The 16,918-nt window shown below is 74.6% G+C and carries 3 protein-coding genes; 1 reads left to right on the forward strand and 2 read right to left on the reverse strand.

The window, feature by feature from the left end:
* The first annotated feature begins 61 nt into the window (after window positions 1-61).
* Window positions 62-712, forward strand: coding sequence for a thymidine kinase (locus ACXNSR_RS28760; RefSeq protein WP_030009682.1), 651 nt, complete (start codon window positions 62-64; stop codon window positions 710-712).
* Window positions 713-802: 90 nt separating this feature from the next.
* Here ACXNSR_RS28760 and ACXNSR_RS28765 read toward each other — a convergent pair whose 3' ends face one another.
* Complete coding sequence (locus ACXNSR_RS28765; RefSeq protein WP_458638263.1) at window positions 803-8,881, reverse strand: amino acid adenylation domain-containing protein; 8,079 nt, start codon at window positions 8,879-8,881, stop codon at window positions 803-805.
* Complete coding sequence (locus tag ACXNSR_RS28770; RefSeq protein ID WP_458638264.1) at window positions 8,878-16,878, reverse strand: amino acid adenylation domain-containing protein; 8,001 nt, start codon at window positions 16,876-16,878, stop codon at window positions 8,878-8,880. The genes ACXNSR_RS28765 and ACXNSR_RS28770 overlap by 4 nt, the downstream gene beginning before the upstream one ends.
* Window positions 16,879-16,918 lie beyond the last annotated feature (40 nt).

Genomic DNA, 16,918 nt, shown 5'->3' on the forward strand with positions numbered 1-16,918 from the left:
GGACCGCCCGGCCGCCCGGCCACCACCTTCTCCCCCCGACCCGAAAGGTCCCGTACTTCCCATGCCCGAGCTGGTGTTCTTCTCCGGAACGATGGACTGCGGAAAGAGCACTCTGGCGCTCCAGATCGCCCACAACCGTGACGCGCGTGGGCTCCAGGGCGTGATCTTCACCCGTGACGACCGGGCGGGCGAGGGCAAGCTGTCCTCCCGCCTCGGACTGGTGACGGAGGCGGTGGAGGCGCCGGAGGGCATGGACCTGTACGCGTACCTGGTCGCGCAGATCTCCAAGGGCGGCCGGGCGGACTACGTGATCGTGGACGAGGCCCAGTTCCTGGCGCCCGTGCAGATCGACCAACTGGCGCGCATCGTCGATGACTTGGACATGGACGTCTTCGCCTTCGGCATCACGACGGACTTCCGTACGAAGCTCTTCCCGGGCTCGCAGCGCCTGATCGAGCTGGCGGACCGGCTGGAGCAGCTCCAGGTGGAGGCCCTGTGCTGGTGCGGTGCCCGCGCCACGCACAACGCCCGTACGGTGGGCGGGGAGATGGTGGTCGAGGGCGCCCAGGTGGTGGTCGGCGACGTGAACCGCCCCGCGGGCGAGATCGGCTACGAGGTCCTCTGCCGCCGCCACCACCGCAAGCGGATGACCTCGGCCGCGGCCCACGCGGGCGCCCTCTCCCCGGACGTCCTCCCCGTCAACCACGCCTGACCGCGGCGGACGCGCCCGTCCACCGGAAGGCGGGCCGGTGGCGGGGCTCCGGGGCTGCCCGGGGCGGGCGGGTCCGGAGCCCCGTGGGGGTTACGCGGCCGCCCGGCGGAAGCGGCTCAGGCTCGCCCACACCGTGCCGACCAGCAGCACGGCGAACCACATGGCCACGACCAGGTGCGGGTGCTCGCCCGGGAAGCTCGTGCTCTGCGCCGTGGGATTGCCCCACAGGTGACGGCAGGAGTCGGCCACCGCGCTGATCGGGTTCCACTCGACGACCGGGCGCAGCCAGCCCGGCATGGACGCGGCGGGGAAGACCGCGTTCGACAGGAAGGTGCAGACGACCAGGATCAGGGCGCCGATCGAGTCGATGGACTCGATGTTCTTGACCATCATCCCGAGCGTGATGCCGACCCAGATCATCAGGAGGATGAACCCCCCGGCCACGGCGAAACCGGCCGCCACGGAGAGCGGGTCGCCGTGCGGGCGCCAGCCGATGCCGAGGCCGACCAGGGTGATCACCGTGAGGACGCCGAGACCGACCAGCAGGTCGCCCAGTGCGTGCGCCACCAGCACCGCGGCCCGCGAGATGGGCAGCGACCGGAAGCGGTCCATCAGCCCCGCCCGCAGGTCCATGGCGATGCTGATCGCGGTCGGCCCGATGCCGGCCAGGGCGACCTGCACCGCGATGCCCGCCATCAGGTACTCCTGGTAGTCGCCCCCCTGGGGGGCCACGATGGCCTCCTTGAAGAGGTAGCCCACCGCCAGCAGCATCACCAGTGGGTTGAGCACGATCCCGACGAGCCGCCCCGGTGTACGGCGCAGATGGCGCAGCCGCCTGCCCGCCAGGGCGAACGTCTCCGTGAGGGGGTGGCCCTTGGTGACCGGGGCGACGGGCGCGGGGCCGGCGGCCGGGTCCGGGCCGGGGGAGGTCTCCACGACCGGACTTTCGACGAGTGTGCTCATGGGTCCGTTCCCTGGGGTGGGCCGGTCGATCCGCCGAAGCTCCGCGTCGACGATCACGCCGACCTTCGCCTGCGGTTCCGGATGCATCAGATATTCGTGGGCGTAGGGGAGTTCATGGACCCGTACGGCTCCGCCGACGTGTCCGTCCCAGCGGCGGGCCGCGGCCTCGGTCTCCGCCGCCGACCGTTCGGACGTCGCGACGAACAGCGTCACGTCCCCGTCGAAGCGGCCGGGTTCGAAGCGCTCGGCGAGTTCGACGTGGTGGCGCATCACCGTCACCAGGCGTTCGACGTCCTCTGCGGTCAGCGAACCGAAGGCGCCGCCGTGGCGCCGCAGCACCGCGGCCACCGCCGCCGGGTCCGCGGCTTCTCCCGCTGCCGCTGCCTGTTCCTCCCCGAGGTACTCCAGGAAGCGGCGGAGCAGTTCGCCCCGGTCGGGCAGCGGCCCGTCCAGCGTGCGGTCGTAGGGGAACGCGTCCAGGTTGGCGAGGAAGGCGACCTCGTCGCCGTCGGCCCGCAGCCGGACGGCCAGTTCGTGGGCGAGCAGTCCGCCGAAGGACCAGCCCAGCAGGTGGTACGGGCCCTCGGGCTGCACCTCCCGGATCCGCTTCAGGTACGACTCGGCCTGCGCCTCGATGCTCGGCGCCGGCTCGGCCCCGCCGACCTGCGGCGCCTGGAGCCCGATGATCGGCCTCTCCTCGTCGATGTACCCGGCGAGCCCGAGGTAGGGCAGGCTCGTGCCCAGCCCGCCGTGCACGCAGAACAGCGGGGGCAGCGAGCCGGTGGGCCGGATCGCGAGCACGGGCGCGAACGGGTCCTGCGGGTCCCCGCCGAGCGCGCCGGTCCGCAGCTGCCGGGCCAGGTGGTCCGCGCCCGACGTGCGCCCGTCCACCAGGGCGGCGAGCGCGGCGGCCGTCCGCCGGGTGAACACCTCGGCCACGGTGAGCTCCAGCCCGCTCTTCGCGGCCCGGGCCACCACCTGGACGGTGCCGATGCTGTTGCCGCCGAGGGTGAAGAAGTCGTCGTCGGCTCCGACGGCGTCGAGCCCGAGCACATCGGCGAACGCCCGGACCAGGGCCTTCTCGGTCTCGGTGACGGCCTCACGGCCGGCCGCGGCGCGGAGGTCGGGCGCGGGCAGTGCCGCCCGGTCGATCTTGCCGTTCACGGTCACCGGCAGTTCGGGCAGCGTGACCAGCGCGGACGGCACCATGTAGTCGGGCAGGCGCCGGGCGAGCAGGTCGCGTACGCCGCCGTCCTCGGCGCCGGAGCCGGGGACCGTCACCAGATAGGCCACGAGGGTCTGGACGCCCGGCCGGTCCTCCCGGGCGATCACCACGGCCTGCGCGATCCCCGGGTGCTCCAGCAGCACGCTCTCGATCTCGCCGAGCTCGATGCGGAAACCGCGCACCTTGACCTGCTGGTCGGACCGGCCGAGGTAGTCGAGATTGCCGTCCGCGCGCCAGCGTACGAGGTCGCCTGTCCGGTACATCCGGGACCCGGCCGGTCCGTACGGGTCGGCGACGAACCGCTCGGCGCTCACACCGGGCCGGTTCACGTAGCCGATGGCGAGGCCCGTGCCGCCCACGTAGAGCTCACCGACGACGCCGGCCGGGACGGGGGCCAGGTTCCGGTCGAGGACGTAGGCGCGGTGGCCGGCGATGGGCCGGCCGATCGGTGGGCGGCCGCCGGTGATCCGGTCGCTCGCGGTGGTGACCACGGTGTTCTCGGTCGGCCCGTAGAGGTTGTGGAGCCGGGTGACGGGCGCCCAGCGTTCGACGAGCTCCGGGGTCATCGCCGCTCCGCCGACCGTCATCACCAGCTCCTCGGGCAGGCGCGCCTCCTCGGGGAAGGCGTCCATGACCACCGGCGGCAGCAGGGCGATGGTGATCCGGTGCCGGGTGATGAACTCGGCGAGCGGCAGGCCGGCCCGCCGGTCGTCCGGGACCTGCACGAGCGTGCCGCCGACGAGCAGGGAGACGCACAGCTCCCAGACGGCCGCGTCGAAGCTGAAGGTGGCGAACTGCAGGGCCCGGGTGTCGGGCCCCACGCCGAACCGCTCACGGTGGTCGGCCGCGAGGGCCGTCGCCGTGCCGTGGGAGACCAGCACGCCCTTGGGCAGACCCGTGGAGCCGGAGGTGTAGATGAGGTAGGCCGGGTCATGGGGCCTCAGCGGCCGGCCGCGCTCGGCGTCGTCGAGCGGGGCCGCGGAACGGTCCGCGATCAGGGTCCGGGTGTCCGGGGCGTCCAGGACGAGGTGCCGTGCCCCGCCGGAGGTCTCCGGCGGCAGGGCCCCGGAATCGAGCACCGCGGCCGAGGTGACCAGCAGGTGGGCCCCGGAGTCGGTCAGCATGTGGGTGATGCGGTCGACCGGGTAGGCCGGGTCGACGGGCAGGTACGCGGCGCCGGACTTGAGCACCGCCAGCACGCAGACCACCAGCTCGGGCGACCGGGGCAGCACCAGGGCCACGAAGCGCCCCGGGCCCGCCCCGCGGGCCACGAGTTCGCGCGCCAGGCGGTTGGACCGCTCGTCCAGCTCCCGGTAGCCGAAGGTGACCTCCTCGGAGACGAACGCGGGATGTCCGGCCCGGCGGGCGGCCCAGGCCTCGAAGAGGCCGGGCATGGTGTCGGTGGACTCCACCGCGGTACGGGAGGCCGTGCTCCAGTCGTCGAGCAGCCGGCTCCGCTCCCGGGCGTCGAGGACGTCCAGGCGGCTGAGCGGCGCGGCGGGGGTGGTGACGGCCGCTTCGAGCAGCCGCAGGAAGGAGGTGACGAACAGCTGCGCGGTGGTGCGCAGGTACAGGTCCGTCGCGAACTCCAGCCGTCCCGCGAGGCCTTCGCCGGGGCCGCCCTCGGTGAACTCGAAGACGAGGTCGAACTTGGCGGCCGTGGAACCGGATTCGACGAACTCGGACTCCAGACCGGGGAGGTCGAACTCCGGCCGGGCGGTGTTCTGGAAGGCCAGCATCACCTGGAACAGAGGCTGGCGCGACAGCGAGCGGACCGGGCTCAGCGCGTCGACCAGCCGTTCGAAGGGCAGGTCCTGGTGCTGGAAGGCGCCCAGGTCGGCCTCGCGGACACGGTGCAGCAGCTGCTGGAAGGTGGGATCGCCACTGGTGTCGGTCCGCAGGACGAGCGTGTTGACGAAGAAGCCGACCAGATCGTGCACCGCCTCGTCGGTGCGGCCCGCGATGGGCGAACCGAACGGGATGTCGGTGCCGGCGCCCAGCTTGCCGAGGGTGGCGGCGAGGGCGGCCTGGACGACCATGAAGGTGCTCACGCCGGACGCGCGGGCCAGGCGGACGATCCGCTCGTGGAGCCCGGCCGGGACGGTGAACGGCACGGCGTCGCCCGCGTAGCTCGCGATCGGCGGCCGCGGGTGGTCGCTCGGCAGGGCCAGCTCCTCCGGAATGCCGCGCAGGGCCTCGGTCCAGTACGCCAGCTGCTGACGGAGCAGGCTGTCCGGGTCCTCCTCGGAGCCCAGCACCCGCTCCTGCCAGAGGGAGAAGTCGGCGTACTGGACGGGCAGCCCGGCCCGGTCGGGGAGCTCGCCCGCGGTCCGGGCGCGGTAGGTACGGGCGATGTCGGCGGCCAGCACCGGGACGGACCAGCCGTCGAAGGCGATGTGGTGCACGACCAGCAGCAGGACGTGGTCCCGCTCGCCGAGCGAGAAGAGCCGGGCGCGCAGCGGCAGGTCGCGGGTCAGGTCGAAGGGGCGGTCGGCCTCCGCGTCCAGGAGCGCGCCGAGGGCGGACTCGCCGTCCGGTACCGGGACGGCGTCCAGTTCCTGCCGGGCGTCCTGCGCCTCCCGTACGACCTGGCCCGGCTCCTCGCCGAAGCTCGGGAAGACGGTCCGCAGCACCTCGTGGCGCTCGGTCACGTCGCCCAGGGCGTCCCGCAGGGCGTCGCGGTCGAGCGCACCGCGCAGCCGGACCGCGAGGGAGATGTGGTAGCCGCCGGCCTCGGGGGCCAGGCGGTTGAGGAACCACATGCGGCGCTGCATGTGCGACAGCGGCAGGAAGCCGGGCCGGGGCAGGGCGCGCAGCGGGGTGCTGGCTGAGGGCGTGGTGACCAGGCGGGCCGCGAGGGCGGCCGGGGTCGGGTGCTCGAACAGGGCCCGTACGGACAGTTCGGCGCCGAGAGCGCCGCGCACCCGGCTCACCAGCCGGGTGGCCAGCAGGGAGTGCCCGCCGAGGGCGAAGAAGTCGTCGTCCACGCCCACTTCGGGCAGTCCGAGGACGTCGGCGAACAGCCCGCGCAGGATGTCCTCGGCGGGGCCGTCGGCCTCCCGGCCGGCTGCCCGCTCCAGCTCGGGCGCGGGCAGCGCCTTGCGGTCGACCTTGCCGCTGGGGGTCAGCGGGAAGGTGTCGAGCGGCACGAACACCGAGGGGACCATGTACTCGGGCAGGGCGCCCTTGAGGCGCTCCCGGACGGCCGCGCCGTCCAGGGCGGGCGCGCTCCCGCCGGCGTCCGCCGCCGGTACGAGGTAGGCGACGAGCCGGGTGTCCCCGGGGCCGACCTCGCGGGCGACGACCACGGCCCGGGCGACTTCGGGCAGCTCGGTCAGCACGGTTTCGATCTCGCCGAGCTCGATGCGGTAGCCGCGCACCTTCACCTGGTGGTCGACCCGTCCGATGTAGTCGAGCTGCCCGTCGGAGCCCCAGCGGACCAGGTCACCCGTACGGTACATCCGGGTTCCGGCGGGTCCGTAGGGGTCGGCGACGAAGCGTTCGGCGGTCAGCGAGGGGCGCCCCAGGTAGCCGTGGGCCAGGCCGGTTCCGGCGATGTACAGCTCGCCGACGACTGCGCGGGAGACCGGCCGCAGCGCCTGGTCCAGGACGTACACCCGGGTGTTCGCGATGGGCCGGCCGATGGGCGGGGCACCCGGGCGGGTGCCGTCGAGGACGGAGGCGGTGGACCAGATGGTGGTCTCGGTGGGGCCGTACACGTTGAGGACGGTGGCGGCGGCCTCCACGAGCGCGGCGGCCAGCGGCTCCCCGAGGGCCTCCCCGCCGGTCAGCAGCCTGAGTCCGGCGAGGCATTCGGGGGCCGTGGCGACGAGCGCCTGCCAGTGGCTCGGCGTGGCCTGCACGACGGTCGCGCCGCTCGCGGTGATGGCCGCCGCGAGGGCCGCCGGGTCCTGGACGGTGGACCGGTCCGCGAGGACCAGGCCGGCGCCGGCGAGGAGCGGTACGAACAGCTCCAGCATGGCGATGTCGAAGCCGAACGTCGTCACGGCGAGGAAGCGGTCCCGCTCGGTGACGGCCACCCGGCGGGCCATGTCGTCGACGAGGTTGACGAAGGCGCCGTGCGGGACGACGACCCCCTTGGGGCGGCCCGTCGAACCGGAGGTGTAGATGACGTACGCCGGGAGGTCCGGGCTCAGGCTTCCGCCGCGTTCGGCGTCGCAGACCGGTCCGGAGGGCTGTCGGAGCAGGTCCGCCGCGGTGTCCGCGTCGTCGAGCAGGACGGTGGCGCCCGTCCACCGCAGGGCCTTCGCCGTGTCCGCGGTGCTCAGCAGCACGGCGGGTGCCGCGTCCTCGAGCATGAGGCCGATGCGGTCGGCGGGATGGCCGGGATCGATGGCCAGGTAGGCGGCGCCGGTCCTGAGCACGGCCAGCGCGGCGACCACCAGGTCGGCGGAGCGCGGCAGGGCGAGCGCGACCAGGCTGCCGGTCCGGGTGCCGCGGCCGATCAGCAGCCGGGCGAGGCGGTCGGCGCGGTCCTCCAGGGCGGCGGCCGTCACGGCCTCGTCCGCGTACTCCACCGCGACCCGGCCGGGATCCGCCGCGGCACGCCGGGCGATCAGGTCCGGGAGCAGCGCGGCCGGTGCGGGCGCCCCGGTCCGGTTGTAGGTCCGCAGGACCAGTTCCCGTTCCGCGGGCTCGATCAGTTCGAGCCGGCCGAGCGGCAGGTCCGCGGCGGCCGGCACCCGGGCGAGCAGTCCGGCGAGGCGGCGGACCAGCAGGTCGGCCTCCTCGGCTCCGAAGAGGTCAGGACGGTACTGGACCGTCAGCTCCAGTTCGGTCCCGGGCAGGGCGACCAGGCTCAGCGGGAACTCGGTGGCGTTGCGGATCTCGGAGTGGCGCAGCACCAGGCCGGTCAGGGCGGTGAAGGCGGCGGCGTCGGTGCGGGGGTAGTTCTGGAACATCACGGCGGTGTCGAACAGGCCGCCCACGCCGATGAGTTCCTGCACCTCGGCGAGGCCGAGATGGCGGTGGGGGAGCAGCTCGCCCTGCTGCTCCTGGAAGCCGGTGAGCAATTCGGCGACGGTGCGGGCCGAGTCCAGGCGGACGCGGGCGGGCAGCGTGTTGGCGAACATGCCGACCATCGACTCGACGCCGGGCAGTTCGGCCGGGCGACCCGAGTCGACCATGCCGAACACCACGTCGGTGCGGCCGGTCAGGTGGCCGACGAGCAGGCCCCAGCAGCCCTGGACCACCGTGCCCAGGGTCAGTTCGCGCGAGCGGGCCCACGCGGTGAGGCGTGCGGTCTCCTCGGGGCCGAGGACGGTGCTCACCGCCCGGGGGAGCGCCGGGGTGCCGGACGGGTCGGGCAGGGCGACGTTGGTGGGCTCGTCCACCGCGGCCAGGGCGGAGCGCCACGCGTCGCGCGCGGCGTCGCGGTCCTGCCGCCCGAGCCAGGCGAGGTAGTCCCGGTAGTGCGGCGCGGGGAGGGCGGTGGCGGCCGGCTCCCCGGTCGCGTACCGGGTGAACAGCTCGTCCAGCATGATCGGCATCGACCAGCCGTCGAGGACGATGTGATGGACCGTCAGCAGCAGCCGGAAGCGGTGTCCGCCCAGCCGGACGAGCGTGCAGCGCAGCAGCGGCGGGCGGTCGAGGCGGAAGGGGCGCACCCGGTCCGCCTCGGTGGTCCGCGCCAGCTCCGCCGCCTGCTCGTCCCCGGCCAGGGCGGAGAGGTCCACGGTCTCCCACGGCACGTCGACGCCGTGCGGGACGACCTGGACCGGTTCGCCGTTGCGGCGGGTCCGGAAGCACGCCCGCAGACCGGCGTGGCCCTCCAGCAGCCCGCCCACCGCGGCACGCATCCGGCCCTCGTCCAGGGGGCCGTCCAGGTCGGCCACCAGCTGCAGCACATGGATGTCCAGGCCCTCTTCCACGAAGTCCGCGTGGAACAGGAAGCCCTGCTGCAGCGGTGCGAGCGGCAGGAACTCGCTCTTTCGCGCGGATTTCACCGTGTGCTCTCTCATGACTCCAGCTCAGTGTCGAGTTCGTCCATCTCGTCGTCGCTCAGTTCCAGGAGCGGCGGCTGCGGAGCGGGGGCCGGCCGGTGCGCCGGTACGTCCGTCCCGGTGGCGGCGACGACGGCCGCGAGGGCGAGGGGGGTGCGGTGCCCGAAGACGTCCCGGGGGGTGATCGTGATGCCGTGGGCGCGGGCCCGGCCCACGACCCGGATGGAGCTGATGGAGTCCCCGCCGAGGGCGAAGAAGTTGTCGTCGATGCCGACGGAGTCGACTCCGAGGACCTCGGCGAACACCGCGCACAGCGCCCGTTCGACCGGGTCGCGGCCCTCCCGCCGGGTCCCGGCGGCTGCCGGGTCCGCCGCTCCGGCCGGGTGGGGGAGGGCCTTGCGGTCCACCTTTCCGTGGGCCGTCAGCGGCAGGGCGGGCAGGGAGACCCAGGCGGACGGGACCATGTGGTCCGGCAGCACCTCGGCGAGCGCGGCCCGGGTCGCCGCGAGGTCCCCGGCGCCCGGTGCCACGACGTAGGCGACGAGACGGGTGGCCCGGGACGGGTCCGTGAGGGTGACCACCACGGCGTCGGCCACCTGCGGCAGGCCCCGCAGGGCGGCCTCGATCTCGGCGAGTTCGATCCGGTGGCCCCGCACCTTGACCTGGTGGTCGCGGCGCTCCACGAATTCCAGCTGCCCGTCCGGCCGGCGCACCACGTGGTCGCCGGTGCGGTACATCCGGGCGCCCGGGGCCCCGGCGAAGGGATCGGCGAGGAAGGCGGCGGCGGTCTTGGCCGGGTCGCCGAGGTAGCCGCGGCCGACGCCGGCCCCACCGACGTACAGCTCGCCCACGGTGCCCGTCGGAACCGGGCGCAGCTCGTCGCCCAGGACGTACAGGAAGGTGTTGCGGACGGCCGCGCCGATCGGCACGCGGGCACCGGGCCGGTCCTGCGTCCGGAGGACGGCGTGGGTCACGTCGTCCGAGCACTCGGTGGGGCCGTACGCGTTCACCAGGGGGACGGCGGGGAAGTGGCCCCACCAGCGGTCGCACAGGTCGGCGGGGAGTGCCTCGCCGGTGACCACCAGCTGCCGCAGGCTCCCGGCGCCGGCGGCGGGGCCCGCCGCGTCCCACGTGTCGAGGGCGGCGCGCAGCAGGGACGGTACGACCTCCAGGATCGAGATGTCCTCGGCCGGCACGATGCCGAACAGCGCGTCGGGGTCGGCGGCGACCTCGCGGGGGACCACGCGGACGGTGCCGCCGACGACGAGCGGGGCCAGCATCTGCCAGACCGACACGTCGAAGGTGACGGGGGCGTTCTGCACGACCCGGTCGGCGGAGGTCAGCGCGAGGTCCTCGACCTTGGCCAGGAGGTGGTTCTCCATGCCGCGGCGGTGGACCATGGCGCCCTTGGGCCTGCCCGTGGAGCCCGAGGTGAAGATCACGTAGCCGAGGTCGTCCGGGAGGCCGAGGGGCCGTGCCAGACCCTCCGGTCCCCGCGGTGGCTCCGCGAAGCCGACTGCCGTCTCCAGGGTGCTCAGGCCGGCACCGGCCAGGTCCAGCACTTCGGCGGCCAGGCGTGCGCAGCCCGGGCCCACCAGCAGGCACCGGGCCCCGGAGTCCGCGACCAGCGAGGCGATGCGGGCCACCGGAGCATCGACGTCCAGGGGGACCCAGGCGGCTCCCGCCTGCAGGACACCGAGCACCGAGCCGACGAAGGCCGCGCCCGGTTCGGCCAGCACCGCGACGAGGGAGCCGGGGCCCGCTCCGGCCGCGGTCAGCCGCCCGGCCAGCTCGTCCGACCAGTGGACGAGGGAGGCGTAGGAGACCTCGTGCTCGCCGTCCGCGACGGCGGTCGCTGTGGGCGAGACCCGCGCGAACTCGCGTACGCGTTCCACCACACCACCGGGGATGCCGACGCCGGTGGCGCTCGCGGTGTCGTTCCACTTGTGCAGCAGCGCGCGCTCGTCGCCGGTCAGGACGTCGAGCCGGCCGACGGCCCGGCCCGGTGCGGCGGCGAGGTCCAGGAGCAGCCCGTGCAAGCGCTGCGCGACGGCCGCCACCTCGTCACGGGTCAGGAGGTCCGGCGCGTAGTCGAAGCGGACCTCGAGCTCCCGGCCCGGCAGGACGACCATGCTGAGCGGGTAGTGGCGGGCGTCGCGGGCCGTGACGTCGCCGATCCGCAGCCCGCCCCGGCCGGCCGGGGCACCGGCCGCCTCGGCCATGGGGAAGTTCTCGAAGACGAGCGCGGTGTCGAAGGGTTCGCCGTACGCGGCCAGTGCCGGACTGCCCCCGAGCATCTCGGCGAGCCCGAGGTGGTCGAAGTCCCGCAGGGCGGACTGCGCGTCCTGGAGCCGCAGCAGGAACGGGCCGACGGGTTCGGCGGGGTCGAGGACCACCCGGACCGGGAGCGTGTTCAGGAACGGTCCGACGATGCTCTCCACACCGGGCAGCGTGGCCGGCCGGGTGGACACGGTCGACCCGAACAGCACGTCGGAGCGGCCGGTGAGCCGGCCGAGCAGGACGGCCCAGCCGCCCTGGAAGACCGTGTTGGTGGTCAGGCCCTGGCGCGCGGCGAAGCCGGCGAGCTCGGCGGTCTCCTCGGCGGTCAGCCGCAGCGGCACGGACTCCGGCGGGGCCGGCAGCCGGTCGGGTGCCGCCCCGCACAGCAGGGTCGGCTCCTCCAGCCCGGCGAGCGAGGCGGTCCACGCCGCCCTGGCCGCGTCGTGGTCCTGACCTGCGAGCCAGGTGAGGTACGTGCGGAAGGGAACGGCGGGCGGGAGGGCCCCGGCGGCGTCCTCGCCCTCGTAGCAGGCGAGCAGTTCGCGCACCAGTACGGGCATGGACCAGCCGTCCACCAGGATGTGGTGCAGGGTCCAGACGAGGCGGTGGCGCTCCTCGTCCAGCCGTACGAGGGACCAGCGCATCAGCGGCGGACGGGCCATGTCGAAGCGCAGGCTCCGGTCGCGGTCGGCGAGCCGGTCCAGTTCGGCCTGCCGCTCGGCGGGCGCGAGCCCGGACAGGTCGACGCGGCCCAGCGGTACGCGGACTCCCGCGCGCAGGACGGAGACCGGTTCGCCCGAGTCCCGGTGGTGGAAGGTCCCGCCGAGGCCGGGATGCCGGTCCAGGAGGGTGGCCAGCGCGCGCTCCAGGGCGTCCGCGTCCACCGGGCCGATCAGATCGGCCGCGACCTGCAGGGTGTAGAGGTCGGTCGTCCGCTGGTCGAACTCGGCCTGGAACAGCATGCCGCGCTGCATGGCCGTCAGCGGCAGCACGTCCGTGACCGTGGTGCCCTCCGGAGCGTTCCCGGCGTGCTCGATCTCGTCGATCTCCTCCTGGCCCAGCGCGACCAGGGGCAGGTCGGAGGGCGTGCGGCCGCCGGCTCCGGGCAGGTCCAGGTGGGTGACGAGGGCACGCAGGGCCGCGAACCAGGACTCGGCGAGTTCACGGACCTCGGCCTCGCCGAGGAGCTCGTCCGCCCACAGCCAGTCGGCGACCAGACGCGGGCCGTCGGCGTGGTCCTCGGTCACCGGGGTGACCGACAGGGGGTGGCGCAGCGGGGTGTCCGGGTGGAATCCGGTGGAGATGACCGAGGAGCCGCCGGCGAGGGTCCAGGGGCCGGCCGTCCCGTCGACGCGGAACCGGCCGAGGTAGTTGAAGCCGAGGCTCGGGGCGGGTGCCGCGGCCAGGAGCCGGGCGGTGCGCGGGTTGAGGTGGCGCAGCAGGCCGTAGCCGATCCCGCGGTCGGGGACGGCGCGCAGCTGCTCCTTGACGCGCTTGACGGCGGTGGCGAGGGCCGGACCCGAGGCGCGGGCCTCCTCCCGGTCGACGTCGCCGAGGTCGAGCCGGACGGGGAAGACGGTGGTGAACCAGCCGACCGTACGGGAGAGGTCGACCTCGTCGGTGATCTGCTCCCGGCCGTGTCCTTCGAGTTCGATGAGGAGGGGACGCGCGCGGTCCGGTGCGCGGCGGCCGCGCCAGTCGGCGGCGGCCAGGGCCAGCGCGCCGAGCAGGACATCGTTGATCTCGCCGTGGAAGGCGGCGGGCACCGCGGTCAGCAGGGCCGCGGTCTGGTCGGCGGGCAGTTCCAGCCGCAGTCGCCGGGCCGTGGCGTAGGTGTCCCGGGACGGGTCGAGCGGGCGACCGGTGAGGACGGAGGGCTCCTCCTCGCACTGGGCCTGCCAGTAGGGCAGTTCGGCGATCCGCGCGGACGTGCGGGACTGCTCGGCGAGGGTGGTCGCCCAGCGGCGGTAGGAGGTCGCGACCGGCTCCGGCGCGGGCGCCCGGCCGGCCGCGGTCGCGGTCCAGGCCGCCTCCAGGTCGCCGGTCAGGATGCGCCAGGAGACGCCGTCGACGACGGTGTGGTGGGCGAGCAGCAGCAGGTGCGAGACGGGGGCCGGGCCGCCGTGGAGCAGTACGGCCTGGAGCATGACCCCGTCGGCCGGGGAGAGCCTGGTGCGGGCGGTGTCCGCCGCGGCCGCGGCCAGCCGGTCCAGCGCGCCGGGATCGTCGGCGGCGCCGGAGGCGTCCACGGTGCTGATCAGCCGCTCGGCGGCCACGGAGCCGCGCTCGGCCGTCCGCAGGGACCAGATGCCGGGGGCGGGCTCGGCCACGGTCAGGCGCAGCGCGTCGTGCCGGTCGATCAGGGCCTGCAGCGCGGGGGCGAGGGAGCCGGCCGTCATCGTGGCGGGTACCCGCAGCAGGACGTGCTGGTTGAACTGCCCCGCGGGACCGCCGATCCCACCGAGATCCTCGGCCAGCTGGGCGATGATCGGGGTCGGCTCGACCTCGCCGACCCCGTCCTCGGCGGCCGGCGGGGAGGCGGCAGCCGGCCCGGCCGCGTCGCCTGCGGTCGCCACGAGGGCGGCGAGGGCGGCGGGGGTCTTGAGGGCGAAGACGTCGCGCGGGGTGAGCACGATGCCCCGGGCCCGGGCGCGGCTGACCACCTGGATGGAGCTGATGGAGTCCCCGCCCAGCATGAAGAAGCCGTCGTCCGCGCCGACCGTGTCGAGGCCCAGGACCTGGGCGAAGATCTCGCGGAGCACCTGCTCGGCGGGGTTGCGGGGGAGTGCGGCGCGGCGCCCGGTCGTCGCGGACGGCACCGGAGCCGGAGCCGGAAGCGGGGCCGCAAGCGGGGCCGGTGCGGGCAGGGCGCGGCGGTCGACCTTGCCGTGCGCGGTCAGGGGCAGCGCCGGGAGCGGGACCCAGACGGCCGGGACCATGTACGAGGGCAGCAGCTCGGCCAGCGCGTCCCGGACGGCCGCCGGCTCGGTGCCGGGAGCGACCAGGTAGGCCACCAGCCGTGCGGTGCCATCGGCGTCCTTGGGAGCGGTGACGGCGACATCGGCGACGTGCGGCAGGGAACGCAGCGACGCCTCGATCTCGCCGAGTTCGACGCGGTGGCCGCGGATCTTCACCTGGTGGTCGCGCCGTTCCAGGAACTCCAGCTGCCCGTCCGGGCGCCGGACCACGTGGTCGCCGGTGCGGTACATGCGGCTGCCCGGTACGGGCGCGAACGGGTCGGCCACGAAGGTGGCGGCGGTCTTGACGGGGTCCAGGAGGTAGCCGCGCCCGACGCCCTCGCCGCCGACGTGCAGCTCGCCGATCGCGCCCGGGGCCACGGGGCGCAGGTCGTCGCCGAGGACGTAGAGCCGGGTGTTGCGGACGGGGAGGCCGATGGGCACGCGGACGCCGACCGGGGAGCCGGCGCGCAGGACGGCGTGCGTGACGTCGTCCGAGCACTCGGTGGGCCCGTACGCGTTGACCATCGGGACCCCCGGGTGGCGCTGCCACCAGCGCGCGCAGAGGTCCGGCGGGAGGGCCTCGCCGGTCACGACGAGCCAGCGCAGGTGCCGGGCGGCCGGCGCGGCGGGGGCGGTGTCCCAGTTGTCGAGGGCCGCCCGCAGCAGCGTGGGGACCACCTCCAGCACGGTGACGTGGTCGTCGGTGGCGGTGGCGAACAGCGCGTCGGGGTCGGCGGCGACCTCGCGGGGGACCACGTGGACGGTGCCGCCGACGACGAGCGGGGCCAGCATCTGCCAGACCGACACGTCGAAGGTGACGGGGGCGTTCTGCACGACCCGGTCGGCGGAGGTCAGCGCCAGGTCGTCGATCTTGGCGCCGAGGTGGTTGAGCATGCCGCGGCGGTGGACCATGGCGCCCTTGGGCTTGCCCGTGGAGCCCGAGGTGAAGATCACGTAGGCGAGGTCGTCGGGGTGGCCGAGCGGTGCGCGCAGCCCGTCCAGCGGCACCGGGTGCGGGGTCAGGCCGCCGGGCAGCGGGTGGGTCCGTACGCCGCCGTCGCCGAGCTCCGCGGCCAGGCCCTGCAGACCGGGCCCCACGAGCAGGTGACCGATCCGGGCGTCGGTGATCAGGCTGTCGATGCGGGCGGCCGGCGCGTGCACGTCGAGGGGGACCCAGGCCGCACCCGCGCCGAGGACGCCCAGGACGGCGCCGACGAAGGCGGCGCTCGGTTCGGCGAGGATGCCGACCAGGCTCCCGGGACCGGCTCCGGCCGAGGTCAGCGTCTCGGCGAGGTCGTCCGCCCAGATCGCCAGCGAGGAGTACGAGACCTCCGCGGTGCCGTCCGTGACGGCGAGGGCGGCGGGCGTGGAGGTGGCGAACTCCCGTACGAGCTCCACCACGCCCCCCTTCAGCGCCTCGCCGCGGGGCCCGGTGCCGGAGGCCAGGAGGGCGTCGCGCTCCTGCTCGGTGACGAGGTCGAGGCGGCCCAGCGGCGTGGCCGGGTCGGCGGCCGCGAGGCCCTGCATGAACGCGCCGAAACGGCGGAGGTGGTCCACCACCTCGGACTCGGAGTACCGCTCGGGGTTGCCGTTCATGTGCAGTTCGAGGCTGCCGTCCGCGCCGTCCAGCACCGTGATCATGAGGTCGTCGACGATGCCCGTGGAGAGGTTGTGCAGCCGCGCCCCGCAGGGACCGAGCCGGAACTCCGGTGTCTGCGGCAGCACGTTGACGAAGGGACCGAAGGGCCGCCGGTCGGCCTGCATGCCGAGGGCGCGGCGGATGCGCTCGGCCGGGTAGCGCTGGTGGCGAAGGGAGCGGGCGACCGCCTTCGAGGTGTTGCCCAGCAGTTCGGACACGGTGGTCGCGGGACCGACGCGGGCCGGGAGCGGCAGGTAGTTGGCCACCATGCCGGGCACGTTGCGCGCGGTGGCGGTCAGGCGAGCGGTCATGGGGAGGGTCAGGAGCACGTCGTCGCGGCCGGCGGCCTTGCCCACGTACGCCGCGGCCGCGGCGATGGCGAAGGTGGGCCAGGTGACCTGGGCGGCGGTGGCCGCGGCGCGCAGGCGCCCGGCGGTGGCCGCGTCGAGTTCGTGGGTGCGGCGCAGGAACGCGGTGCCCGGGACCGGGTCGCCGGGGGCGAGGGTGACCGGCTCACAGGCGCCGTCGAGGTGGGCCTCCCAGAAGCGGCGGTCGCGTTCCAGGGCGGGCGACTCCAGGTACGCCGCCTCCTCCTGGAGGAGCAGCTCCAACGGGGGCAGCGGGGCGCCCGGCAGTTCCTCGCCCGCGCTCAGCGCGCCGTAGACCTCGCTGAGGCGGCGGTAGACGGCCAGCCGGCTGTAACCGTCGGACAGCAGGTGGTGCATGGCCAGGTAGAGCAGGGCGCGGTCCTCGGACACGCGGAAGAGGACCGCGCGGAAGAGCAGCCCGCCGGCCGGCTCGAACGGCTGGTGCAGGTCCTCGTCCATCAGCCGCAGCGCCTCGGCGACCGGGTCCGGGCTCCCGCCGAGGTCCAGGACCTTCAGGGGGAGCCCGTCCAGCGGCTCGATGCGCTGCACCGGCAGTCCGTCCACGTCGAAGAAGCGCGCACGGGTGCATTCCGCCTCGTCCAGGACCAGCGCCAGCACGCGTTGGAGCAGCGGCTCGTCGAGCGGCCCGCTGACATCCAGGTAGTCGGCCATGTTGTACGCGAGCCGACCGCTCGACAGCTGCTCGTCGAACCAGATGCCTTTCTGGGCCCCCGTCAGGGGCAGGTCCGGAAGGGTGGGCGAAGTCATGACGGTCTCCATGAGTGCTGCGGACAAGGTGTGCCGGTGA

Source organism: Streptomyces sp. NC-S4 (assembly GCF_054353315.1).